The sequence below is a fragment of the Micromonospora sp. WMMD1082 genome, from assembly GCF_029626175.1.
Lineage (GTDB): Bacteria > Actinomycetota > Actinomycetes > Mycobacteriales > Micromonosporaceae > Micromonospora.
Genome location: NZ_JARUBM010000002.1, coordinates 5,692,190 through 5,714,775 on the forward strand (window position 1 = coordinate 5,692,190; position 22,586 = coordinate 5,714,775).

The following is a 22,586-nucleotide window of genomic DNA, read 5'->3' on the forward strand; positions in this document are numbered from 1 at the left end:
ACACTCAGAGTAAGGAGTCTTTGACGTGATGTCTAGAAACTTTTACATCGGAGCTGCGCGGTGTGGCGGCTCAGTCCTGTCCGGGTTGGTCCTCGTCGAGGAGCAGTTGGCGGAGCACCGCCTCGTCCTGTTCGTTCAGGCCGTTGACGAACCGGCGGAGCACCGAGGCGTGGTCGGTCTCGGCGCCGAGCAACTGGCTCATCCGGCGGGCCACCAGGGCGGGTGAGTCGGTGAGGGCGGCGTAGCGGTAGGCCCGCCCGTCGCGCTGCCGGGTGACCGCGTGCTTCTCGTACAGCCGGGTGAGGGTCGTGACGACGGTGCTGTACGACAGCGGGGGCGACCAGGTCAACCGCTCGCGCACCTCGCCCGGGGTGAGGGGCGTCGTCGCGGCGACCAACACGTCGAGGATGCCCGCCTCCAGCTCACCGGGACGGCGTCGGCCGCCGGGTTCCTCGACGTCGGCGGAGTCGCGTGGTGTCACGGTGGGGACTCTATCGACACCATGGCCGTCACGCGGTCTTCGGCGTACCGGTCGCCTGGTGGCACACTGGGAGCCGACTCGTGATCAGGGAGCGGGCGTGTTTGATCATTTCGTCTGGTCTGTGTTGGTGGCGCCGGTGGCGGTGGTGGTGGCGGCCCGGCTGCTGGCACGTCGGTTCCGTCCCGACATCGCGGCGATCGCCCTCGCCTGGTCGGCCGTGGTCGCCGCGGCCGCCAGCGCCGTCAACCTGGCCACCTTCGCGCTGAAGGCGTTCGCCGAGCTTCCGGCGGTGGCGCGCCGCTTCGACTGGTCGGATCACGTCGTCCGCGCCGACACCGCGCATGTCCCGTGGGTGTCCTGGTTCTCGCTGGTCTGGCTCCTGGTGGCCGGGGTGGCGGTCACCCGGGCGTGGGTCGTGCACCGGCGGGCCATGGTGTCCGCCCGGCGGTACGACCGGCTGCTTCCGGGCACCTACGTCGTGGTCCTGGACGACGATTCGGTGGATGCCTTCGCGGTGCCGGGCGATCCGGGGCACATCATCGTCACCAGGGGCATGCGCGACGCCCTCGACGAGCAGCAGTACGAGGCCCTGCTGGCGCACGAACGCGCGCATCTGGTGGGCCGGCACCACCGGCTGGTCCTGCTCGTCGCGCTGGCGGCGGCCGTACATCCGGTGTTCCGGTGGCTGCTGCGCGAGGTCGAGTACCTGGTCGAACGCGCGGCGGACGAGTACGCCGCGGTGGCGGTGGGCAGCCGACGTACGGTCGCCCGGGCGGTCGGTGCGGCGGCGCTCGCCGCGACGGGACGACGCCGGCACGCCGCCGCACTGGGCCTGGCTCCGTCGCGGCCGGAACTCGGCGGTGCGGGGGTGGTGCCCCGCCGGGTCGCCTCGCTGCTCGCCGCGCCGCCCGTGCTCCGTTCGCCGGTCATCGTCGGCGTGACCGCGCTGATGGCCGCCGGCACCGTGGTCTGGACCGGCGAGTGTGTCTACGACCTGTTCGAGCTGCTGGCCCACGCCCGCGACCGCAAGGACTGACTACGACCGGATCGCGGCGCGCGGTGCGGTCGGCGCGACGGAGGTCTCGTGTGTCCAGCCCAGCGCCGTGCCCTGGACCCGGAGCCGGACCTCGTCGCCGACCAGCGGCAGGGCCGCGCCGGCGAGCACCCGGGCGGTGACCGGAAGGCCGCCGTCGAGCCGGAGGTTGAGCAACGCGTCGTGCCCGTGGAAGTCGACCCGGTCGACGACGGCGGCGGTGCCGTCGTCGTCCCGGCTGAGGGTGATCTGCTCCGGGCGCACCATGACCCGCACCGGGCCCCGGTCCTCCGGCAGCTGACGCGCCAGCGGCAGCACACCCAGCGGCGTCGCCACCCCCCCGGCCGACAGCGTGCCGGTCAGCAGGACCGCCTCACCGACGAAGCCGGCGGTCCAGGCGTCGGCCGGGGCACGGTAGACCTCGACCGGGGTGGCCGTCTGGACGATGGCGCCGGACCGCATCACCGCCACCTGGTCCGCCATGGACAGCGCCTCGGCCTGGTCGTGCGTGACCAGCACGGCGGTGGCCCGGTCGGCGTGCAGCGCGGTCCGTACGTCGTCGCGCACCGCGCTGCGCAGGGTGGCGTCGAGCGCGCTGAACGGCTCGTCGAGCAGGATCAGCGAGGGTCGCGGTGCGAGCGCGCGGGCGACGGCCACGCGCTGCTGCTGGCCGCCGGAGAGCTGGTGCGGCATCCGATCCTCGTAGCCGGTGAGCCCGACCAGGGCGAGCACCTCCCGGACCCGATCGCCGTGGCGGGCCGCCCGGCGCAGCCCGTAGGCGACGTTCCGCGCGACCGACAGGTGCGGAAAGAGGGCCCCCTCCTGCGGCACGATCGCCACCTGCCGGCGGTGCGGCGGGACGTGCCGGCCGGCGCCGGCCACCACCCGTCCACCGATCTCCACCGTGCCCGCGTCGACCCGTTCGAACCCGGCGACACACCGCAGCAGCGTGGTCTTGCCGCATCCGGACGGGCCCAGCACCGCGGTGAGGGTGCCCGTCGGCACGGTCAGGTCGGCTCCGCCGACCGCCGGCACCGTCCCGAACCGCTTCACCAGAGCGCGGATTTCCAGCTGGCTCACGGGGCACTCTCCTTCGTCAGGATTCCGGTACGGGCGGTGAGCAGCCAGGTCGGCACCGACGAGAGCAGCACCAGCAACGCCGCGTACGGGGCCGCGCCGGCGTAGGCCGCGACCGACGTGTTCGTCCACAACTCGGTGGCGAGGGTGTCCATGCCGGTCGGCCGCAACAGCAGCGTCGCCGGCAACTCCTTCATGCAGGTGAGGAAGACCAGGGCGGCGCCGGCGCCGATGCCCGGCAGGAGCAGCGGCAGGGTGACCCGGCGCAACACCGCGGGCCCACCGCTGCCCAGTGATCGGGCCACCTCCTCCAGCACCGGCGGCGCGTGCATCGCCGCGCTGGTGACGGAGGCGGCGGCCAGCGGCAGGAACAGCGCGGCGTACGCCAGGGCCAGCAGCGCGGTGGTCTGGTAGAGCGGGTACACCACGTTGATCCCGAAGAACACCAGGGAGAGGCCGATGACCAGGCCGGGCAGCGCATGGCTGAGGTAGCTCGCGCGTTCCAGGATCGCGCTGAACCGCCCGGGCACCCGGGCGGCGAGCAGTCCGAGCGGGAGGGCGAGCAGGGTGGTCAGTGCGGCGCCGGTGAAGGACAGCCACAGCGAGTTGCCGGCCGCGGTCACCACCTCGGACAGGGTGCCGGGCCGGGACGAACCCTGCGCCAGCCGGTGTCCCAGGCTGGCGGTGGTGACGCCGAGCGCGAGCACCAGGAGGATGACCAGCCCGGTCACGGCGGGCCAGCGCAGCCGACCGAGCCGGAGCCGGGCCGGGGACCGTCGGACGGTGCCGAGCGGTGCCAGCCGGGCGTCCCGGCGGTGACCGGCGGTCACGCCGGTGAGGATCAGCACGGTGAGCGCGACCAGGACACTCGACAGCACCAGGGCGCCGGTGCGGTCGAAGCCGAGGTCGAACGCGATGAAGATGGCCCGGGTGAAGGTGTCGGCCCGCAGGATCGAGACGGCGCCGAAATCGGAGAGCACGTAGAGGGCGACCAGCAATCCGCCACCGACGACGGCCGGCCGGACCTGGCGCAGGGTGACCAGGAACACCTGCCAGGCGTTCCGCCCGAACGAGCGGGCCACCTCCTCCAGGGCCGGGTCGGCACCGGCGAGCGCGCCGATGACCGGCAGGTAGACGTACGGGTACGAGCACATGGTGAGGACCAGCGCGGCCGGCCAGAATCCGGCGAAGCCGTCCACGGTGGAGACCCAGGCGAACGCGGCGATGTAGGTGGGCACCGCCAGGGGCAGCGCCGCCAGCACCGCGAAGGCCCGCCGGAACGGCAGGTCGGTGCGGGTGACCAGGAACGCGGCGCCGACGCCGAGGAACACGCTCGCGGCGGTGACCACCGTGGCGAGTCCCAACGTGTACACCGACAGCCGGAGAACCCGCCGGGTGAACAACTCCTCGGTGATCCGTGCCCAGCCGGCCTCGCCGGTGCGGACCGCGAGGTAGGCCAGCGGGATCAGGGCCACCGCGACGGCGACGACGGCGCACGCCAGCAGCACCGGTCGGGGCGCCCATCGACGCAGCGTCCCGGCGAGGGCGGGCCCGCCGGAACGGACCCGCCCTCGCACGGACAACGAGCTGCTCAGGGCACGAGCCCCGAGTTCTTGATCAGCTCGATGGTCGCTTCGAGCTGGTCAAGGTCGTTCAGGTCGATCGCCGGGACCGCCAGCTCGGCGAGCGGCGGCACGTACGCCGGCGCCGCGGCACCGGCGAGCACCGGGTACTCGTAGGTCTGCTCCGCGAAGTACGTCTGGGCGTCGGCGCTGAGCAGGTAGTCGACGAAGGCGCGGGCGTCCGCGTCGTCGGCGGCCTTCTTCAACACGCCGACTCCGGCGACGTTGACCAGCGCGCCGGTGTCCCCGTTCGGGAAGAAGTGCAGCTTGGCCGTCATCGTCTCCGGGGTCTTGCCCTGCTCCTTGGCGATCTCACCGAGGTAGTAGTGGTTGATCAGGCCGGCCGCGAGCTTGCCCGACTCGACCTCCTCCAGGATCTGGCCGTTGCCGTCCCGGACCTGCGGGTCGTTGGCCTGCAACGCGGCGAGGAACTCGGTGGCCCGGGCATCGCCGTGCTGCACCCGGATCGCGGTGACGAACGCCTGGAACGACGCGTTGGTGGGTGCCACCCCGACCTTGCCCTTCCAGGCCGGCCCGGTGAGGTCGAAGACGGAGGCGGGCAGCTGCGCGGCCGGTACCAGGTCCGGGTGGTAGGCGAGTACGCGGGAGCGTGCCGTCACGCCGACCCATTCGCCACCGCGCGCCCGGTACGACTCCGGCACCTGCTGGGTGACCTCGGTCGGCAGCGGCGCGAACAGTCCCTTCTTCGCCACCGCGCCGAGCGCTCCGGCGTCCTGCGCGAAGAAGACGTCGGCTGGTGACCTGTCACCTTCTTCGAGCAGTTGGGTCGCCATGGCCGCGGTGCCGGCGTACCGCGCCTCGACCGTGATCCCGGTCTGCTGCGTGAACTTGTCCAACAGCGGCTGCACCAGCGACTCGCTCCGGCCGCTGTAGACGGTGATCTTCTTGTCGGAGGACGCGCTCGTGGGGCTGGCATCGGCGCCGGTGTCCTCGCCGCCGCAGGCGGCGAGACCGGCGGTGAGGAGTCCCGCGCAGGCCAGGGCCAGCACGGACCTTCGGGTGGATACGGGCACGGTGAGGCTCCTTCGATGGCGGGGGAATCAAGCCCTCGGCTCTTCTACTGACTGTAGAAGTTAGCACAGCCTAACCTCACTTTGAATGCCCGGGATGGGGCACCGGACCGGTGCACCCACGTCGTGACCTCAGGTCAGGGACCGGTCAGGGACCGGTCAGGTCGAAGTCGGCGGTGATCGGCGTACGGCCCACCCGCAGCGGCGTCGCGCCGCCGATCCCGTCGGCGTCGGGATACCAGCGGCTCGGCGCGTACCGGCAGTCGCAGCGCAGCACCACCCGCTGCCCCGGTAGCAGCCGCAGGGTGTAGTCGGACCCGACCTCCGCCACGCCCACCACGTCACCGGTTCTCTCGTGGAACGCGACGACCTGGGAGTAGGACGGCAACTCGGGTACGCTGACCGTCCCGCTGACCACGGTGCCCGCGACGAGCGCCTGGTCGGCGGTGACCGTCGCGCCGGCCCGAACCCGCACCGGCCGCGCCCGTGCCCGGTCCGCCGTCCCGCCCGACCACTGGTTGGCCAGCCGGGCGCCGGTGAAGTACAGCGGCCAGTGGTACGGCCCGAGACCGGTCAGCGTGTAGCGGCCGTCGTCGTCGGTGATCGCGCCCTCGCTGTACTTCGGGTGCGGGATCCTCGGTAGCGCGAAGACCAGCCCGCCGGACACCGGCTTGCCGTCCGCCGCCCGGGTCAGCCGGCCGGTGACCGTGCCGGGCGGGTCGAGCCGTACCTGCGGTGCCACCACCGTCCGGCCGGGTCGCACCCGCAGGATCGCCGCCCGCTCCCGCTGTCCCGTGCCGCCGTGCCCGCCGACCCACTGCCAGCCGTGCCGCGCGGTGTCGTACGGCCGGGCCAGCAGGTGGTAGCGGCCCGGTGGCACGTCGGTCGCGACCAGGTCGCTGCCGTCGAGGCCGGTGCAGCCGCCGTGCCGCCCGGCCTGCTCCTCGCCGAGCCCCACCACGGTGAGCTGGTCGCGGTCGGCGGGGACCAGGGACAGGCAGGCACGCGCCGGGGTGCCGGTGGTCGCGTCACGGACCGTGGCGCGCACCGAACCGACCTGCGTCGCCGGACCGACCTGCGATGCCGGGGTGGGCGGCGCCGCCGGGGCGGGCGGCGGAAGGGCGAGGGCGGCGACGAGCGCGGCGACGGTGAGTGGGACGGCGTGGCGGAGCGGTGGTGGCATCGGCGGGATCCTCTCGACCCGTCGGGCGGAAACGCACTCACCGTAACCGTCGTGATCGGATCGTCACTCCCTGTGTCGGGAGTCGGTCAGGGGATCGGCCACTCGTGGACCGGCCGGTTGCTGTGCATCAGCTCCACGTAGTGCCGCACCACCGCGCGCAGGGCATCCGGGCGGTCGAGCTGGTCGGTCGACTCCAGCCGGTGCAGCGTCGCCACCTGCCAGCTGGCGCCGTTGCGGCCGGTCAGGCAGCGCTGCTCGATGATGCCGAGCAGCCGGTCCCGCTCGTCCGGGTCGACGCCCCAGCGGTCCAGGCCGTGGTGGGCCAGCGGCAGCAGGCGCCGCAGCACCAGCTCCGTCACCGGCAGGTAGCCCAGGCCCGGCCAGAAGACGTGGGCGTCGATGCCGTGCCGGGCGCAGGTGGTGAAGTTCTCCTCGGCGGCACTGAACGACATCTGCGACCACAGCGGCCGGTCGGCCTCGGCGAGTGCCCGGACCAGTCCGAAGTAGAACGCCCCGTTGGCGACGGTGTCCAGCACGGTCGGCCCGGCCGGCAGCACCCGGTTCTCCACCCGCAGGTGCGGCCGACCCCTCAGCACGTCGTAGACGGGCCGGTTCCACCGGTAGATGGTGCCGTTGTGCAGCCGCAGCTCGGCCAGGGTGGGTACGCCGCCGGCGGCGAGCGTCTCGGACGGGTCCTCGGGGTCGCAGACCGGCAGCAGCGCCGGAAAGAAGCGCACATTCTCCTCGAAGAGGTCGAACACGGAGGTGATCCACCGCTCGCCGAACCACACCCGGGGGCGTACGCCCTGGGTCTTGATCTCCTCGGGGCGGGTGTCGGTGGCCTGCTGGAACAGCGGGATCCGGGTCTCGCGCCAGAGTTCCCGGCCGAAGAACAGCGGCGAGTTGGCGCCGAGCGCCACCTGGATCCCGGCGATGGCCTGGGCCGCGTTCCAGTAGTCGGCGAACTGGTTCGGGCCGACCTGGAGGTGGAACTGGGTGCTGGTGCACGCCGCCTCCGGGGTGATGGTGTCGGCGGTGACCGCGAGCCGTTCGACGCCGTTGATGGCGATCCGCAGATCCTCGCCCCGGGCGGCGAAGATCTGCTCGTTGAGCAGCGCGTAACGGGGGTTCGCCGACAGCGTGGCAGCGGTCAGGTGCTCGGGCAGCACCGTGGGCAGGATGCCGATCATCACCAGCTGCGTGCCGACCGTGCGGGCCCGCTGGTCGGCCGCGTTCAGGCTGGCGCGTACGTGTTCCTCGAACTCGGCGGTGCCGGTGCCGGCCAGCCGCCGGGGCGCGACGTTGATCTCGACGTTGAACTGGCCCAGCTCGGTCTGGAAGCTCGGGTCGGCCACCGCCTGCAACACGTCGGCGTTGCGCATCGCCGGCATCGACCCGGCGTCGACCAGGTTCAGCTCGATCTCCAGCCCGGTCATCGGCCGGTCGACGTCGAACCGGGACTCGCGCAGCATCTCGGCGAAGACGTCGAGGCAGCGGCGTACCTTGTCCCGGTAGCGAGCCCGGTCCTGGCGGCTGAAGGTCTGCACGCCGACTTCCTCGCCCATGGTCACCACCTTGTCACCGCTGGTACCCCAAACGTCGCACGTCCATGCCATCGGGGGAAGCCCGGATCGCCGGCGAAGTGGCGGCTAGCATGGCTGCGTGCGTGAGAAGGTGACCCGGCTGTTCGTGATGGCGGCGATCGCAGAGGCGATCTCCTGGGCCGGCCTGCTGGCCGGGATGGCGGTCAAGTACGGTCCGCCCGGCAACGAGCTGGGGGTGCAGATCTTCGGCCCGATCCACGGCGCGCTCTTCGTGGCGTACGGCGTGCTGGTGCTGGCCGTGGCCCGAGTGCACCGGTGGAGCCTGCTGGCCACCGGTGTGGCGCTGGCCTGCGCGGTGCCACCCTTCGCCACCCTCGCCTTCGAGCGGTGGGCCCGCCGGCGCGGCATGCTCGACGTCGACGAACCGGCCCGCGAGCCCGCCCCGGTCGGCTGATCGCCGGGCCGGCACCCCGGGCAAGGTGACCTCGGCCCGACCGTTGACCTCGGCCCGACCGTGACCTCGGCCCGACGACCTCGGCCCGACCGCGATCTCAGTCCGGCCGGCGTTCGGCGAGGAACGCGCGCAGCGCCTCGGCCAGCTGTCCGGGGGCCTCCTCGGCCATGTGGTGACCCGACTCGATCGGCACCGCCCGCACGTCGTCGGCCCAGTCCCGCCAGATCGCCGCCGGGTCGCCGTAGAGGTCGACCAGGTCGTCGCGGGTGGACCAGGCGAACAGCACCGGGCAGCCGATGCGGCGCCCGGCGGCCCGGTCGGCGTCGTCGGCCGCCCGGTCCGGCCCCAGCCCGGCCCGGTAGTCCTCGCACATCGCGTGGACGGTGGCCGGGTCGTGGATGGCCCGGCGGTAGTCGTCGTACGCCTCCCGGCCCATCTGCTCGGGGGAGCCGCCGTACCAGGCGTCCGGGTCCGCGTTGATCACCCGCTCGGCGGGCTTGGCGAGCTGGCCGAGGAAGAACCAGTGCCACCAGCGGGCGGCGAACCGGGCGTCGCAGCGGGCCAGGGCCTCACCGATCGGCACCCCGTCGAGCACCGCGAGGTGGGTGACCCGGTCCGGGTGGTCCAGGGCGGTCCGCATCGCGGCGTACGACCCGCGGTCGTGCCCGACGACGGCCGCGCGGGGATGGCCGAGCGCGTCGAGCAGCCGCACCACGTCGCCGGCCATCGCCCGCTTGGCGTACGTGGCGTGGTCGGGGGTGCTCGGTGGCTTCGACGAACCACCGTAGCCGCGCAGGTCGGGGCAGATCACCGTGTGCCGGTCGGCGAGCAGTGGCGCCACCCGGTGCCAGGTGGCGTGGGTGCGCGGATGCCCGTGCAACAGCACCACCGGCGACCCGGAGCCGCCGTGGCGTACCCGCAGCCGCACCGGGCCGACGTCGATCTCCTCCAGCGTGAACCCGGCGAACATGCCGGCAGCAGTGCCCCCGCCGCCCGGGCCGGAAACGCGCGCCTCAGGTCAGTGCCGTACAGGCGGCCACCGCGACGAGCACCAGCACCCCCAGCACCGCCTGCAGCAGCAGGGGCGGGCCCAGGTGCGACCACATGGTGGCCGTACGCGGCCGGAGCAGCTGCCCGGTGGTGAGGTTGACGATCCGTTCGATCTTCGGGGCGAGGTCGGGATCGCCCTGGTCGCGCAGGGTCAGCTGGACGTGGTCCGCCGGATGCAGGGCGCTCTGCGGCAGGTGCCCGTGCAGCTCCACCTCGTAGAGCCGGCCGTCGGCATCGCGCAGGCGGACCGGCGTGACCAGATATTCCGGGCCCTTCTTCAGCTCCTTGAAGCTGCGGCGGCCCGTCCCGGAGCCGGCGGAGAGCAGGGCCCGCACCAGCCTGGCGAGCAGGCCGGCCACCCCGGCGGCGGCGAGCACCACCACCAGCACCGGCTGCCCCACCCGTATCTCCCGGGGATAGCCGTCCATCAGGCGCACGATCTGCGCGGTGAGGATCCGACCGGTGGGGTGCAGGCTGCGCCGGGAATACGATGTCGTGTCCATGGCCACCACCCAGAGTCCGCTTACGCCTACAGATCGTATCGATCCTCGGGGTTGAACGACGTGAATGAAAACCGGTCACGCGAGTGTGGGCAGGTGACAAGCCGGGTGGCGCGGGTAAGCGGTGGGTCGAGCTGGAAAGGGGTCGAGCATGCAGCTGTCCTTCCTGCGTCCGCTCTACCAGCGTCCGGGCCCGTGGTGCTCGGTCTACCTGGACGCCTCGCTGGACACCGAGGATGCGCACCCGGCACTCGATCTGCGGTGGCGTGCCCTGCAACGGCAGTTGGCCGAGCAGGGGGCCGACGAGCCGACCGTCGCCGCCATCGACGGGGTGGTCCGTGGGCACGACCCGATGCCCGGTGACTACGGTCTGGCGGTGTTCGGCGCCGGTGGCCGGGTGGTGCTCTCCGAGTACCTGTCCGCCCCACCGCGCCGGGACCTGGCCGCGTACGCCCCGTTGCCGCACGTGATGCCCCTGCTGGCCCAGCGGGGCGAGCAGGTGGCGTGGGTGCGGGTGCTGGCCGACCGGACCGGTGCCGACGCGATGTCGGTCAGCGCCGGCGGCGTGCCGCGCCGGGCGCACGTCGTCGGGCGGGAGAGCTATCAGCTGCGCCGGGTCAAGCCCGGCGGCTGGTCCCAGTCGCGTTACCAGCGGGCCGCCATGGAGGCCTGGCACCACAACGCCGGTGACGTCACCGCCGCCACGGTCGAACTGGCCGAGCGGGTCGGCGCCGAGGTGGTCGTGGTGGCCGGCGACGTCCGCGCCACCGGCATGATCGCCGCACAGATGCCGGAACGGTGGCAGGACATGGTGGTCCGCACCGACGCCGGCTCGCGGGCCGGCGGTGCCGACCAGGCGTTGCTGGACGACCTCACCGTGCAGACCATCGCCGAGGTGGCCGACCAGCGGGTGACCGCGGCACTGGACCGCTTCGGCATGCAGGAGGACGTCGGCGCCGGGCTGGACGCGGTGGTGGCCGCGCTGCAGCGCAACCAGGTCGACACCATGCTGATCGTGGACGATCCGTCCGCCGACGGCGAACTCTGGATCGGTCCGGCGGCCACCGACATCGCCACCGCACCGGGGCAGCTCGCCACGGTGGCCGAACCGGCGCGGGTCCGTGCCGACGCGGCGCTGGTGCGTGCCCTGGTGGGCACCGACGCCGAGCTGACCGTGCTCGGCGCGGAGGAGGCGCCGGAACTGGTGGACGGGGTGGGCGCGGTGCTGCGCTACGTCGACCCGGTCACCCCGGGACGGGGTGGCGCCTGACCCGTCTCGGCCGCTGTCGCCGGGAACGGTCAAGATCCGCTGATTGATGCCGCTCGGTGGGGGGATGCCCTGTTTAACCCGCATCGTGGCGGGAAGCCGGGCCGCGTGGTGAGCGATCGAGGCAAGGTGGGGCCGGTGCGCAAGGTGCGCCCGGGACTCACGGCGGCCGGCGCCGGGATGGCCGGTGACCGCGTCGTGGCGGCCGGCAGCAGCGCCCGGATACTCGTCGCGGCCACCGCTCGCGCGTTGCGCGGCAGCGACTGCGCCGACCTCGGCCACGCCGGACCGGTGTCCCGTTTCGCCGGTACCCCCGACCCGGTGCGCCGGGCCGCCGCCATCCGCTCGGTCGGCCGGGTCGCCCTCACCGCCGGGCAGGCGGCCGAGGTCGACGCGGCCCGCGTCGCCCGGTGGTTCGTCGACCAGTACCCACCCCGCCGCTACCCGGGTGTGCTGCTGGGTTCCCCGCACGGCGCTGCCGTGCACCTGGCGGTGGCGCTCGGCATGCCCTGGCTGCCCGCCGGGTTCGAGATGACCGCACACTGGCCGCAGGGCGCGGTGGACCGCCCCCGGGCTGCCCTGGATCACGGCGCGGCGCTGGCCGGGCGGGTGCTCGCCGGCAACCCCGACCTGCACCTGCGCCAGGTGCACTGCCCCGCCAGCCGGGGCGCGCTGGCCGGGGCGACCGTGGCGCTGGCCGGCCGCTGGCGGGCGCTGCCGGCCGCGTACCGGAGCTTCCTGGCCGATCGGCTGGCGCCGGGAGCGCCGGTGCTGGTGCTGGGCGACACCCGGACCTGGCCGGTGATCGACGCGGCCGACGGGCACAGCTTCCAGCTCGGCTGCCCGGCCAGCGGGCTGAACCCGGTGGACTTCCACCCGGACAGCCACGCCCTGCGCCAGGTGCTGCGCTCGGCCGGCGGGGACAGCACGCGCTGGGATCCGCCGGAGATCTCCGCACCGCCCGGCGCTGCCGAGCACGCGGTGGATTCCGGTTTCGACCGCGCCGTACGGGACTGGACCACCCGTCACGATCATCCGCTGCACCGGGTCCTCGTCCCCGCCCCGGAGGCGCTCAGCGCCGCCACCGCCGACCTGTACCGCCGGTGGCTGCGCGCCGCCGGCAAGACCGGTGACCGGCTGGTGGTCGAGTGCGGCCGGCTCCTCGACCCCTGGCAGGTGATCCGGGCCGGGCTGGTGCCGTACTGGTGCGAGAACGCCACCCGGCGCAGCGTCGAGCAGGTGGAGTGGTGGCTGGCCGGCAGCGAGTCGTACACCTCGGTCGACGTGCTGCCGGAACCGCCGGGCGTACGCTCGCCGGCGCTGGCCGGGCTGCCGCAGTGGCTGGCGATCGCCGGCTTCGGCCGGCGGCGCCGGGCCCTGGACCGCACCTCGGCCCGGGGCTACCCGGTAACCACCGTGCCCACCCGCCGGGCCACCGAGGTGCTCCGCGCCCAGCCGTACGACCTGCCCAGCCCGGCGCCGCTCGCGGTGCCCGACGCCCTGGCCGCGCTGCGCGACGGCGGCAGCCACCATGGCCTGCTGATCTGTTGAGACCGGGCTGACGAAACATCCTCGCGAACCCGCGATCCCGTGATTGAGTACCTACGGAGCGGGAACACCGCCGGCTGCGACGGGCTGATCACCCTGCGCGAGGCGGCGCCGTCACCCGCTGGCATCCCAGTCACGTAACCCACTCACAGGCCCGTGCGTGCCTACGCGCGTGCCCGGTGTCGGCGAATCCGGGCGGGGTCCTTCCCGAGGGAGGCGCGGATGTTCGGACAGACCATCACAACCACACCACCACCCACCGATCGGGGCCTGGAGGACCTCGACGCGGCGGCGCTGGCGTACGCGGCGCGGATCGAGGGACTGCCGCCGGAGCGTCGCCAGGAGGCGCGCGACGACCTGGTCCGGTTCGCGCTGCCGTTCGCGGGCCGGCTGGCCCGCCGCTACCGGGGTCGCGGGGAACCGCTGGAGGATCTGGAGCAGGTGGCCCGTCTGGGGCTGGTCAACGCCGTCGACCGGTACGACCCGGAACGGGGTTCGTTCACCGCGTACGCGGCGATCACCATCGTGGGTGAGATCAAGCGGCACTTCCGGGACCGCACCTGGGGCGTGCACGTGCCCCGCCGGCTGCGCGACCTGATCCTGGAGGTGGGGCAGGCGACCGCGGCGCTGACCAGCGAGTTGTCCCGGGCACCGACGGTCGCGGAGCTGTCGAAGCGGCTGGAGACGCCGGAGGAGGAGATCCTCGCCGCGCTGGAGTCGGCGGCCGGCTACAGCCCGGCCTCGCTCAACGCGCCGGTCGGCGGCGAGAGTTCGGCGGAGTTCGGCGACCTGGTCGGCGAGTCGGACATCGCGCTGGAGTCGGTCGACGACCGGGTGACGGTCAGCGGGCTGCTGCACCGCCTGCCCTGGCGGGAGCGGCGGATCCTGGCCATGCGGTTCTACGGCAACCAGACCCAGGCCGAGATCGCGGCCCGGTTCGGCATCTCCCAGATGCACGTGTCGCGGCTGCTGTCGCGGGCACTGACCTGGTTGCGCCAGGCGATGCTGGCCGACGCGCCGCCGCCCTGGCAGAACGGTCCCGCCGAGTCCGAGGCCGCCAACCAGTCGCGTACCGCCTCGGTCCGGGCCCGGTAGCGGAGCACAACGTCGTGGGGCGGCACCGGCCGGTGCCGCCCCACCGCCGCGTCGCGGGTCAGTTCTCCCGGCTGTCGCCGTGCCCGCGCGGATGCTGCCACCGCTCGTCGGTCTCCGGCCGGCTCTCCGCTGCCAGCGGGTTGCCCTCCGGCTCGTCGGTCTCCTCGAAGCTCGGCCGGCGCACCTCCTCCGGCTCCGGCACCTCGACCGGGCGGGCGCCGGACTGTGGCGCGGGCTGGTACGCGACGGCTTCCCGCGCCCCGCGCGCACCCTCGGCACTGGGCGACTCCGGCACGTGCTCCTCGCGGTGCAGTTCGTCGGTGAACTCCTGCGGCGGCTTGGTGGTCCGCTGTGGCAGGTCACGGCCCAGGTCGGAGACGAGTTCGCCGTACTTCGCGTCGAAGGCGGGGCGCTCGGAGCGGATCCGGGGCATCCGGTCGAAGTTGCGCAGCGGCGGCGGGCAGGTGGTGGCCCACTCCAGGGAGTTGCCGAAGCCCCAGGGGTCGTCGACGGTGACCTCCGCGCCGTAGCGCCAGGACTTCCAGGCGTTCCAGATGAAGAAGAGGGTGGAGGCGCCGAGCACGAAGGAGAAGATGCTGGAGATCGTGTTCAGGGTGGTGAACCCGTCGGTGGGCAGGTAGTCGGCGTACCGGCGCGGCATGCCCTCGTCACCCAGCCAGTGGTGCACGAGAAAGGTGCCGTGGAAGCCGATGAACATGGTCCAGAAGTGCAGCTTGCCGAGCCGTTCGTCGAGCAGCCGCCCGGTCATCTTCGGGAACCAGAAGTAGATGCCGCCGAAGAGCGCGAAGACGACGGTGCCGAAGACCACGTAGTGGAAGTGCGCGACGACGAAGTAGCTGTCATGCGTGTGGAAGTCGGCCGGCGGGCTGGCCAGCAGTACGCCGGTGAGCCCGCCGAGCAGGAAGGTGACCAGGAAGCCGATGGCGAACAGCATCGGTGTCTCGAAGGTGAGCTGCCCCTTCCACATGCTGCCGATCCAGTTGAAGAACTTCACCCCGGTGGGCACCGCGATCAGGTAACTGAGGAGGCTGAAGAAGGGCAATAGCACCTGGCCGGTGGAGAACATGTGGTGCGCCCAGACCGTCATCGACAGTACGGTGATCGCGATGGTGGCCAGGACCAGCCCGGTGTAGCCGAAGATCGGCTTGCGGGAGAAGACCGGGATGATCTCGGTGATGATGCCGAAGAACGGCAGCGCGATGATGTAGACCTCGGGATGGCCGAAGAACCAGAACAGGTGCTGCCAGAGCAACGGCCCACCCGTGTCGGGGTTGAAGACCTGCGCGTCGAGCAGCCGATCGGCGCTCAGCGCGAGCAGCGCGGCGGCCAGCAGCGGGAACACCAGGATCACCAGCACGCTGGTGAAGAGCATGTTCCAGGTGAAGATCGGCATCCGGAACATGGTCATGCCCGGTGCGCGCAGGGTCAGGATCGTGGTGATCAGGTTGACCGCGCCGAGGATGGTGCCCAGACCCGACACCACCAGGCCGACCACCCACATGTTCGCCCCGACGCCGGGGGAGTGCTCGACGGTGCTCAGCGGCGCGTACGCGGTCCACCCGAAGTCGGCCGAGCCCTGCGGGGTGAGGAAGCCGCCGACGACCATCAGGCCGCCGAACAGGTAGAGCCAGTACGCCAGGGCGTTCAGCCGGGGGAACGAGACGTCCGGCGCGCCGATCTGGATCGGCACGATGTAGTTGGCGAACCCGAACGCCGCGGGGGTGGCGAACAGCAGCAGCATCACCGCGCCGTGCGAGGTGAATAGCTGGTTGTACTGCTCCGGAGTGAGGAACTGCATGCCCGGACGGGCCAGTTCGGCCCGGATCAGCATCGCCTCGATGCCACCCACCAGGAAGAAGGCGAACGAGGTCAGCAGGTAGAGCAGGCCGATCTGCTTGTGGTCGGTGGTGGCCAGGAACCTGACCAGCGATGCGCCGGGGATCGGCCGGCGCAGCGGCCCGGGATAGCCGCCGAACCGGGCCGGGGCGAGGATGGCCGGCCCCCGGTCCTGTCCGGGTTCGGTGGTTACCCGCTTGGGCATCAGTTCTCACCCCGCTGACGACAGAAAGGACGGGCATGGCTACCCACCCCGTCGACCATGTAACCAGGCGAGAGGGGTAATTTCGGTCAATTCGCCGGCAGTGTGGCCCAGACGGCCTTTCCGTCGCCGGCCGGCGCGCTGCCCCACCGCTCGGCCAGCTCGCGGACCAGCAGCAACCCCCGGCCGCCCTCGTCCCGCTGCCCGGCCTCGCCGGGCCGGACCCCGGCGTGGCTGCCGTCGACCACGGCCAGATGCAGCCACGGCCGCCGCAGGGTCACCGTCACCTGCATCGGCGTGCCGGCGTGCCGGACCACGTTGCCGACCAGCTCGCTGAGCACGACCGAGGCCGGGCCGACCGCCTCGGGCAGGTTCCACCGCGCACAGGCGTCGGCGACCAGCTCCCGGGCCCGCCGGCAGGCCGCCGACACCGGCTCCAGGCGGACCCGCAGCCGGGGCACGGCGGACGCGCCGGCGACCCGGGTCGCCTCGTCGCAGGTGTCCCGCACCGGCACCACCCGGCAGGCGGTCGACCCGGCCAGCGGGGCAGCGGCCTCCGGGCGCGGCGCGCAGAGCACCAACGGCACGACCGGCCAGCCCGCCGCGCGGCGCGCCACGGCGGCGAAGACCGACACCGCCAGGTGGTCCCGGACGGTCAGCTCGGCCAGATCGACCACCAGCGCGTCGGGCTGCCGGGCCAGACACCCCGCCAGCACGTCGTACGCGCGACGCATGGTGATCATGTCGAGGGTGCCGACGAGGCGTACGACGGTGACCGGTGCCCCGTCGTGTACCTCGCAGATGATCCGGCTGCCCATCTCCACCCTCGTCTCGCCTGCTTCGCGGAGCCTGCCAGGTACCCGGCCCCTCACCGGGTGAAACCGGACCGTGGCCGGGCCGACACCTCAGGCGGCCTGGAGCCTCGGCGCGGTGCCGAGACGCCGCAGCTGCTCGTAGAGGGCGAGGTAGCGGCGGGCCATCACGGCCGGGGTGAACCGGGCCGACGCCTCCCGGCGGCACTCGTCGGGCTCCAGCAGATCGGCGGCGAGCACCAGCTCGCCCAGCTCCTCGGCGTCGCCGGTGAGCAGGCCGGTGCGCCCGTGCTCGACCAGCTCGGGCAGGCAGCCCCGGGCGATCGCCACCACCGGTGTGCCCAGGGCCAGCGACTCGACCACCGCCGTGCCGCCCGGTTCCTCCCAGCGCAGCGGAAACAGCGTGGCCCGGGCGCCGGCGAGCAGGGTGTCGCGGTCCCGGCCGGCCACCGTGCCGAGCCACCGCACCCGGTCGCCGTCCAGGTGCGGGGCCACCTCGTCGTGGAAATACCGCACGTCGGGGTTCTGCCGGGCCTCGTCACCGGCCGCGGCGAGCTCGGCCGGCCGGTGGTACGGGCCGACCGGCCCGGCCAGCACCAGCGGGAAACCGACCCGCCGGGCCAGGCGGACCGCCACGTCCTGCCCCTTGCCCGGATTGATCCGGCCCAGCACCAGCACGTACCCGCCCTTGGTCGGCCGGGGCCGGCGGAGCGCCTCCTCGGCCAGCGGGGTGGCCAGGTGCACGTGCCCGACCGCGTGCTCCCGCAACGCCCGCGGCGCCCGGGCCAGCTGCGCGGCCGAGACCCCGTTGACCCGGATCCGGTCGCCGCCGTCGAAGTCGCCGTACAGCTCCGGATGCTTGGCCAGGTCCCAGTGCAGGGTGTGCAGCACCGGCGGGGCGTCCGGCCCCATCGCGGCGAGCGTGGCCAGGCCGACCGCCTCCACGTGGTCGTGCACCAGGTCGATGTCGTCGCGGGCGTGCAACTGGCGCACCACCCCGGCCAGGTGCGCCTGGGCCACGCCGCAGACCTGGTTGTACGGCCGTTGCAGGGCGTCGAACCGGCCCTCGGCGAAGACCGAGATCCGCTCGTCCACCGGCAGGGTGCTGCTGTCCACCGAGGCGAGCACCACCCGTACGCCGAGCCGCCGCAGCTGCGGCACCAGCGTGGCGACCACGTTCTCGATCCCGCCGTAGCCGGGCGGCGGTACGGGCAGCCACGGACCGGCGTTCATCAGGACGGTGAGAGTCATCGCGTCGCGCCCCTCCCTCGGCGGGCCGGCGGCCGGCCCGTGCCCCGGCCGCCGGACGCCCCCGGTGACCCGCCGGTCACGCCGCCGCGACCCGCCGGCGCGGTACCCGGTGTCGCAGCTCGACCAGCGGTGGCCGTTCCTCCACGGCGACATCGGTGACCATAATCTCCCGGTCCAGGTTCGGCAGCGCGTCGGAGCCGCCCCGGCGGAACTGGGTCAGCAGGGCGGTGGGCAGGATGTCCGGGTTCGCCCAGCCGCGTCGCTGCAACCGGGACCAGGCGGTGAGCATGATCTGGGCGGACATCCGGCCCAGCGCGGCGGTGTCCTGGTGCCGGTGCTTGCGCTCGCCGAGGTCCACCTGGGCCAGCGCGTCCAACCCGACGAGGCCGAGCAGGTCGATCAGCATGGCGGTCTCGACGCCGTAGCCGGAGACGAACGGCACCTGCGCCAGCACCTCCCGGCGGCCGGCGTACTCACCGGCGAGCGGCTGCACGAAACCGGCCAGTTCCGGCCAGAACAGGTTCAGCATCGGGCGGGCCATCAGCTCCGTCACCCGGCCGCCCCCGTCGGCCTCGACACCGCTGGTGCTGACCAGCGGCCGGTGGTAGAAGCCCTTGACGAAGTCGACCGACGGGTCGGTCAGCAGCGGACCGAGCAGCCCGGTGACGAAGTGCGGCCGGAACTCCCGCAGGTCGGCGTCGACGAAGGCCACCACGTCGCCCTCGGCCGCGGCCAGCCCGGCCCAGAGCGCGTCGCCCTTGCCGGTCAACCGGGGCAGGCCGCTGGTCATCGCGTCCTGGCTGACCACCTCGGCACCGGCCGCCCGGGCCACCGAGGCGGTGCGGTCGGTGGAGCGCGAGTCGACCACGATCAGCTCGTCGACCAGCGACACCCGGTCCATCAGGTGCTCGCGGATGGTCGACACGATCGCGCCGACCGTGGCTTCCTCGTTGCGGGCCGGCAGCACCACGCTGACCCGGCTGTCCCCCTTGGCGCGCAGCAACCGCCGCGTCGGCCAGTCGGCCGCCGACGTGGTCCGATAGGTGGCCCACGCCTCCACCACCGGCGAGACCAGAGAATCAGTGTTCCGCACAGGCACCCCCTCGTCGGCGGGAAGAGCGGGAGAATGAGTTCCCAGCACCCCGCACGCTAACCGGATCTGTCCCCCTCAGCTTGATCACCACCGTGCTCCGGGCACGTTCCCGGGTGATGAACGTTTGATTGCGCCCGCCCCGGGCACGAGTTCTGACCTCTATCGGCACCCGTCGATCTTGCGGTTTTGGTCCCTGTTGTGCGGCAATTGCGGCACTTCGTCCGGGCGGAAAGTGCAAGATCGCGGAGATTCGGCGGGGTGGGATGGGGACAGGCGGGGCGACCAAGATCGGCCCCGTCGCGTACCGTTGCGGCTCATGGGTGTGTCGCAACGGTTGAAGACCAGATTCCGCCGGTTCCTCCAGCGCCCGGGGACCACGGTGGAGCTGGCCCCGCTGGAGAAGCTGCTGCCGGCCATCGAGGCCCGCGAGGAGGAGATCTCGGCGTTCGACGACGCCGAACTCACCGAGGCGGCGGCCGCGGCGTCGAGCTACGAGGAGATCTGTGCGCTCGGCCGCGAGGCCGCCCGCCGCGGCATCGACCAGCGGCCATACGATGTCCAGCTGCTCGGCGCCATGTCGCTGCTCTCCGGCAAGATCGCCGAGATGGCCACCGGTGAGGGCAAGACCCTCACCGCGGCGATCGCCGCCTACGGGCACGTCCGGCTCGGCAACGGGCCGGTGCACGTGCTGACCGTCAACGACTACCTGGCCCGCCGCGACGCCCAGTGGATGGAGCCGATCTACCAGCTGCTCGGGCTCACCGTCGGCTGGGTCAACGAGGCGTCCACACCGATCGAGCGGCGCGCCGCGTACGCCTGTGACGTCACCTACGTCTCGGTCAGCGAGGCCGGCTTCGACTTCCTGCGCGACCAGCTCGTCACCGACGTCGAGGACCGCGTGCAGCGCCCGCTGAACACCGCCATCGTCGACGAGGCCGACTCGATCCTGATCGACGAGGCCCGGGTGCCGATGGTCCTCGCCGGCTCGGTGCCCGGCGAGCAGGACCCGGTGCACGCCGCCGCCGCGCTGGTGCGCGGCCTGCGCAAGGGCCGGCACTACACCGTCGCCGAGGACGGCCGCAGCGTGGCGTTCACCTCCGCCGGCCTGGCCGCCGTCGAGGCGAAGGTCGGCATCGACCTGTACGACGAGGAGCACGTCGAGCAGCTCTCGGCGGTCAACGTGGCGCTGCACGCGCACGCCCTGCTGCACCGGGACGTGGACTACATCGTCCGGGACGGCACGGTCGAGCTGATCGACGAGATGCGCGGCCGGGTCGCCCAGCGCCGCCGCTGGCCCGACGGGCTCCAGGCGGCGGTCGAGGCCAAGGAGGGCCTGGACGCCACCGCCGAGGGCGAGGTGCTCGGCACCATCGCCGTGCAGGCGTACATCGGGCTCTACCCGAAGCTGTGTGGGATGACCGCGACCGCGGTGCTCGTCGGCGACCAGCTGCGCGAGTTCTTCGGCCTGGAGGTCGCGGTGATCCCGCCGAACACCCCGTGCGTGCGGGTGGACGAGCCGGACCGCATCTACGCCACCCGGGCCGAGAAGGACGAGGCGCTGATCGACGAGATCCAGCGCTGCCACGCCGAGGGGCGGCCGGTGCTGGTCGGCACGCTGGACGTCAAGGAGTCCGAGCAGCTGGCGGCCGGGCTCAACGCCGCCGGGGTGCCGTGCGTGGTGCTCAACGCCAAGAACGACGACGAGGAGGCGGCGATCATCGCCGAGGCCGGCGCGTACGGCGCGGTGACCGTCTCCACCCAGATGGCCGGCCGGGGCGTGGACATCCGCCTCGGCGGCAGCGACCAGGCCGACCGGGATCGGGTCGCCGAGCTGGGCGGCCTCTACGTGATGGGCAGCGGCCGGCACGACAGCCGCCGCGTCGACGACCAGTTGCGCGGCCGGGCCGGCCGGCAGGGCGACCCGGGCGGGTCCGTCTTCTTCGTCAGCCTGGAGGACGACCTCGTCGTCCGGCACGCCGGCGACGCCGTGCCGCCGTCGCCCCGGATGAACGCCGACGGCCTGGTCACCGACGGGCAGGTGGACTACGCGGTCGAGCACGCCCAGCGGGTCGCGGAGGGGGTCAACCACGAGATCCACCGCAACACCTGGCGGTACAGCGTGGTGATCGAGCAGCAGCGCAAGGCCCTCGCCGAGCGCCGGGAACGGCTGCTGACCAGCGACGTCGCGGCACTGATGCTGCTGGACAAGATGCCGGAGAAGGCCGGCGAGATGGACGAGGACCTGCTGGCCCGGGTGGCCCGGTCGATCGCCCTCTACCACCTCGACCGGCTGTGGGCCTCGCACCTGGCCGAGCTGTCGGAGGTCCGCGAGGGCGTGCACCTGCGAGCGCTGGGGCGCCTCGACCCGCTCGACGAGTTCCACCGCTCCGCGGTGCCGGCGTTCACCAACCTGGTTCCGGAGATCGAGGCGCGGACCCTGGCCACCTTCACCGAGACCGAGTTCGACGAGGACTGGGAGCCGGACGAGGCGGAGCTGGTCCGCCCGAACGCCACCTGGACGTACCTCGTGCACGACAACCCGTTCGGCTCCGAGCTGGACCGTCTGATCGCCTCGATCGGGCGGCGACTCAGCGGCGCCGGCTCCCGCTGAGTGGCCGTTCGGCCGCACCCCTCCCGGTGGACATCCGTACCCTGGGAGGGGCGGCCGGGTGGCCGCGGCCGCAGCCGAGGAGGAGACAGGTGACGACGCTGGCCGGGCGTACGGGGGCCGGGGGCCGGTGAACCTGGAGACACGGGCGCCGCTGGCGGACACCCTCGGCGTGCTGGAGACGGCGGCCCTGCTGCGCGAGCTGACCGCCGGCCTGATCGCCGTCGACGACTTCGACGAGGCGCTGTCCGCGCTGGTGCGGATCACCCGGGACGCGCTGGCCGGGGTCACCTGGTGCGGCTTCACCGCGCTGCGGGCCGGCGAGCCCGCCGGGGTGGCCGCCTCCGACCCCCGGTTGAGCGGGCTGGACGACCTGCGGTACGCCCTGGACACTCCGGCGCTGTCCGCGATCCGGCGTCGGGAGATGGTCGGCGCGGGGGACCTCGGCGCCGAAGCGCGCTGGCCGGCATGGACGCCCCGCGCCCGCGAGTGGGGCGTACGCGGGGTGATCTCGGCGCCCGTCGACATCGACGACCAGGTGATCGGTGCGATCAACCTCTACGCCGGTGAGTCCGACACGCTGACCGCCGGCCACCAGCTGACCGCGATGCTGCTGGCCGAGCACGCCGGCCTGCTGCTGGCGGCGGTGCGCGACCGGGCCAGGCGCGCCGCGTTGACCGTGGAGCAGGACGCCGCGTTGCTCGGTGACGGCGTGATCGGCCAGGCCGTCGGTGTCGTCATGACCCAGCGCGGCTGCCCGGCCGAGGACGCCCTCGACGTGCTGCGCGGCGCGGCGGCGTCGCTGTCGATCCCGCTGCGGGAGGTGGCGGAGCGGCTGGTCCGCACGGTCTCCCGACCCCGGGACAACTAACGCGTGT

19 protein-coding genes are annotated in these 22,586 nt (G+C 73.0%); 7 read left to right on the forward strand and 12 right to left on the reverse strand.

Annotated features, from left to right (window positions below; all coding sequences use genetic code 11):
• Positions 1 to 70: 70 nt before the first annotated feature.
• Positions 71 to 481, reverse strand: coding sequence for a BlaI/MecI/CopY family transcriptional regulator (locus O7615_RS26195; protein WP_278180448.1), 411 nt, complete (start codon positions 479 to 481; stop codon positions 71 to 73).
• A gap of 97 nt (positions 482 to 578) precedes the next feature.
• On the opposite strand from O7615_RS26195, the gene O7615_RS26200 reads away from it, so the two are divergent.
• Positions 579 to 1,517 carry a M48 family metalloprotease gene (locus O7615_RS26200; protein ID WP_278180449.1) on the forward strand — a complete coding sequence of 313 codons (939 nt, stop codon included), beginning with the start codon at positions 579 to 581 and terminating at the stop codon, positions 1,515 to 1,517.
• Here the strand turns inward: O7615_RS26200 and O7615_RS26205 are convergent, their stop codons facing one another.
• From O7615_RS26205 to O7615_RS26225, 5 genes are all read right to left on the reverse strand, one after another.
• On the reverse strand, positions 1,518 to 2,594 hold the full coding sequence (locus tag O7615_RS26205; protein WP_278180450.1) for an ABC transporter ATP-binding protein: 1,077 nt from the start codon (positions 2,592 to 2,594) through the stop codon (positions 1,518 to 1,520).
• Positions 2,591 to 4,123, reverse strand: a complete 1,533-nt coding sequence (locus tag O7615_RS26210; protein ID WP_278182238.1) for an iron ABC transporter permease — start codon at positions 4,121 to 4,123, stop codon at positions 2,591 to 2,593. The genes O7615_RS26205 and O7615_RS26210 overlap by 4 nt, the downstream gene beginning before the upstream one ends.
• Positions 4,124 to 4,182: 59 nt before the next feature.
• A complete protein-coding gene (locus tag O7615_RS26215; RefSeq protein ID WP_278180451.1) occupies positions 4,183 to 5,247 on the reverse strand; it encodes an iron ABC transporter substrate-binding protein in 1,065 nt (354 codons plus the stop codon).
• A 145-nt stretch (positions 5,248 to 5,392) separates the two neighbouring features.
• On the reverse strand, positions 5,393 to 6,427 hold the full coding sequence (locus O7615_RS26220) for a hypothetical protein (protein ID WP_278180452.1): 1,035 nt from the start codon (positions 6,425 to 6,427) through the stop codon (positions 5,393 to 5,395).
• Between the two features lie 86 nt (positions 6,428 to 6,513).
• Complete coding sequence (locus tag O7615_RS26225; protein ID WP_278180453.1) at positions 6,514 to 7,992, reverse strand: glutamate--cysteine ligase; 1,479 nt, start codon at positions 7,990 to 7,992, stop codon at positions 6,514 to 6,516.
• A 127-nt stretch (positions 7,993 to 8,119) separates the two neighbouring features.
• Between O7615_RS26225 and O7615_RS26230 the strand changes: the two genes are divergently transcribed.
• Entirely contained in the window at positions 8,120 to 8,425 is a 306-nt protein-coding gene (locus tag O7615_RS26230) for a DUF3817 domain-containing protein (protein ID WP_278182239.1), read from the forward strand.
• A gap of 97 nt (positions 8,426 to 8,522) precedes the next feature.
• On the opposite strand, the gene O7615_RS26235 is transcribed toward O7615_RS26230, so the two are convergent.
• Complete coding sequence (locus O7615_RS26235; protein WP_278180454.1) at positions 8,523 to 9,395, reverse strand: alpha/beta hydrolase; 873 nt, start codon at positions 9,393 to 9,395, stop codon at positions 8,523 to 8,525.
• 43 nt (positions 9,396 to 9,438) lie between these two features.
• Positions 9,439 to 9,987: a hypothetical protein gene (locus O7615_RS26240; RefSeq protein ID WP_278180455.1), complete on the reverse strand. Its 549-nt coding sequence runs from the start codon at positions 9,985 to 9,987 to the stop codon at positions 9,439 to 9,441.
• Between the two features lie 139 nt (positions 9,988 to 10,126).
• Between O7615_RS26240 and O7615_RS26245 the strand changes: the two genes are divergently transcribed.
• From O7615_RS26245 to O7615_RS26255, 3 genes are all read left to right on the forward strand, one after another.
• The gene (locus O7615_RS26245; RefSeq protein ID WP_278180456.1) at positions 10,127 to 11,245 is read left to right on the forward strand and encodes a Vms1/Ankzf1 family peptidyl-tRNA hydrolase; all 1,119 of its coding nucleotides are present in this window, start codon (positions 10,127 to 10,129) and stop codon (positions 11,243 to 11,245) included.
• A 177-nt stretch (positions 11,246 to 11,422) separates the two neighbouring features.
• Positions 11,423 to 12,793, forward strand: a complete 1,371-nt coding sequence (locus O7615_RS26250) for a hypothetical protein (protein ID WP_278182240.1) — start codon at positions 11,423 to 11,425, stop codon at positions 12,791 to 12,793.
• Positions 12,794 to 13,012: 219 nt separating this feature from the next.
• Positions 13,013 to 13,885, forward strand: a complete 873-nt coding sequence (locus O7615_RS26255) for a SigB/SigF/SigG family RNA polymerase sigma factor (RefSeq protein WP_278180457.1) — start codon at positions 13,013 to 13,015, stop codon at positions 13,883 to 13,885.
• Positions 13,886 to 13,943: 58 nt separating this feature from the next.
• Here the strand turns inward: O7615_RS26255 and ctaD are convergent, their stop codons facing one another.
• From ctaD to O7615_RS26275, 4 genes are all read right to left on the reverse strand, one after another.
• Complete coding sequence (ctaD, locus tag O7615_RS26260; RefSeq protein WP_278180458.1) at positions 13,944 to 15,947, reverse strand: cytochrome c oxidase subunit I; 2,004 nt, start codon at positions 15,945 to 15,947, stop codon at positions 13,944 to 13,946.
• Positions 15,948 to 16,033: 86 nt separating this feature from the next.
• The gene (locus O7615_RS26265) at positions 16,034 to 16,762 is read right to left on the reverse strand and encodes an ATP-binding protein (protein WP_278180459.1); all 729 of its coding nucleotides are present in this window, start codon (positions 16,760 to 16,762) and stop codon (positions 16,034 to 16,036) included.
• Between the two features lie 87 nt (positions 16,763 to 16,849).
• Positions 16,850 to 18,007, reverse strand: a complete 1,158-nt coding sequence (locus tag O7615_RS26270; RefSeq protein ID WP_278180460.1) for a glycosyltransferase — start codon at positions 18,005 to 18,007, stop codon at positions 16,850 to 16,852.
• A 76-nt stretch (positions 18,008 to 18,083) separates the two neighbouring features.
• Positions 18,084 to 19,067, reverse strand: coding sequence for a glucosyl-3-phosphoglycerate synthase (locus O7615_RS26275; RefSeq protein WP_278182241.1), 984 nt, complete (start codon positions 19,065 to 19,067; stop codon positions 18,084 to 18,086).
• Between the two features lie 349 nt (positions 19,068 to 19,416).
• Between O7615_RS26275 and secA2 the strand changes: the two genes are divergently transcribed.
• On the forward strand, positions 19,417 to 21,711 hold the full coding sequence (gene secA2, locus O7615_RS26280) for an accessory Sec system translocase SecA2 (protein ID WP_278180461.1): 2,295 nt from the start codon (positions 19,417 to 19,419) through the stop codon (positions 21,709 to 21,711).
• 127 nt (positions 21,712 to 21,838) lie between these two features.
• Positions 21,839 to 22,579 (forward strand): GAF and ANTAR domain-containing protein, encoded by a 741-nt coding sequence (locus tag O7615_RS26285; RefSeq protein ID WP_278182242.1) that lies wholly within the window; start codon positions 21,839 to 21,841, stop codon positions 22,577 to 22,579.
• Positions 22,580 to 22,586: the final 7 nt, after the last annotated feature.

Coding starts and splice junctions, on each gene's coding strand:
- O7615_RS26245 (WP_278180456.1), top strand. CDS start 10,127: ATGCAGCTGTCCTTCCTGCGTCCGCTCTACCAGCGTCCGGGCCCGTGG.
- ctaD (WP_278180458.1), bottom strand. CDS start 15,947: ATGCCCAAGCGGGTAACCACCGAACCCGGACAGGACCGGGGGCCGGCC.
- O7615_RS26250 (WP_278182240.1), top strand. CDS start 11,423: ATGGCCGGTGACCGCGTCGTGGCGGCCGGCAGCAGCGCCCGGATACTC.
- O7615_RS26265 (WP_278180459.1), bottom strand. CDS start 16,762: ATGGGCAGCCGGATCATCTGCGAGGTACACGACGGGGCACCGGTCACC.
- O7615_RS26235 (WP_278180454.1), bottom strand. CDS start 9,395: ATGTTCGCCGGGTTCACGCTGGAGGAGATCGACGTCGGCCCGGTGCGG.
- O7615_RS26255 (WP_278180457.1), top strand. CDS start 13,013: ATGTTCGGACAGACCATCACAACCACACCACCACCCACCGATCGGGGC.
- O7615_RS26220 (WP_278180452.1), bottom strand. CDS start 6,427: ATGCCACCACCGCTCCGCCACGCCGTCCCACTCACCGTCGCCGCGCTC.
- O7615_RS26230 (WP_278182239.1), top strand. CDS start 8,120: ATGGCGGCGATCGCAGAGGCGATCTCCTGGGCCGGCCTGCTGGCCGGG.
- secA2 (WP_278180461.1), top strand. CDS start 19,417: ATGGGTGTGTCGCAACGGTTGAAGACCAGATTCCGCCGGTTCCTCCAG.
- O7615_RS26225 (WP_278180453.1), bottom strand. CDS start 7,992: ATGGGCGAGGAAGTCGGCGTGCAGACCTTCAGCCGCCAGGACCGGGCT.
- O7615_RS26270 (WP_278180460.1), bottom strand. CDS start 18,007: ATGACTCTCACCGTCCTGATGAACGCCGGTCCGTGGCTGCCCGTACCG.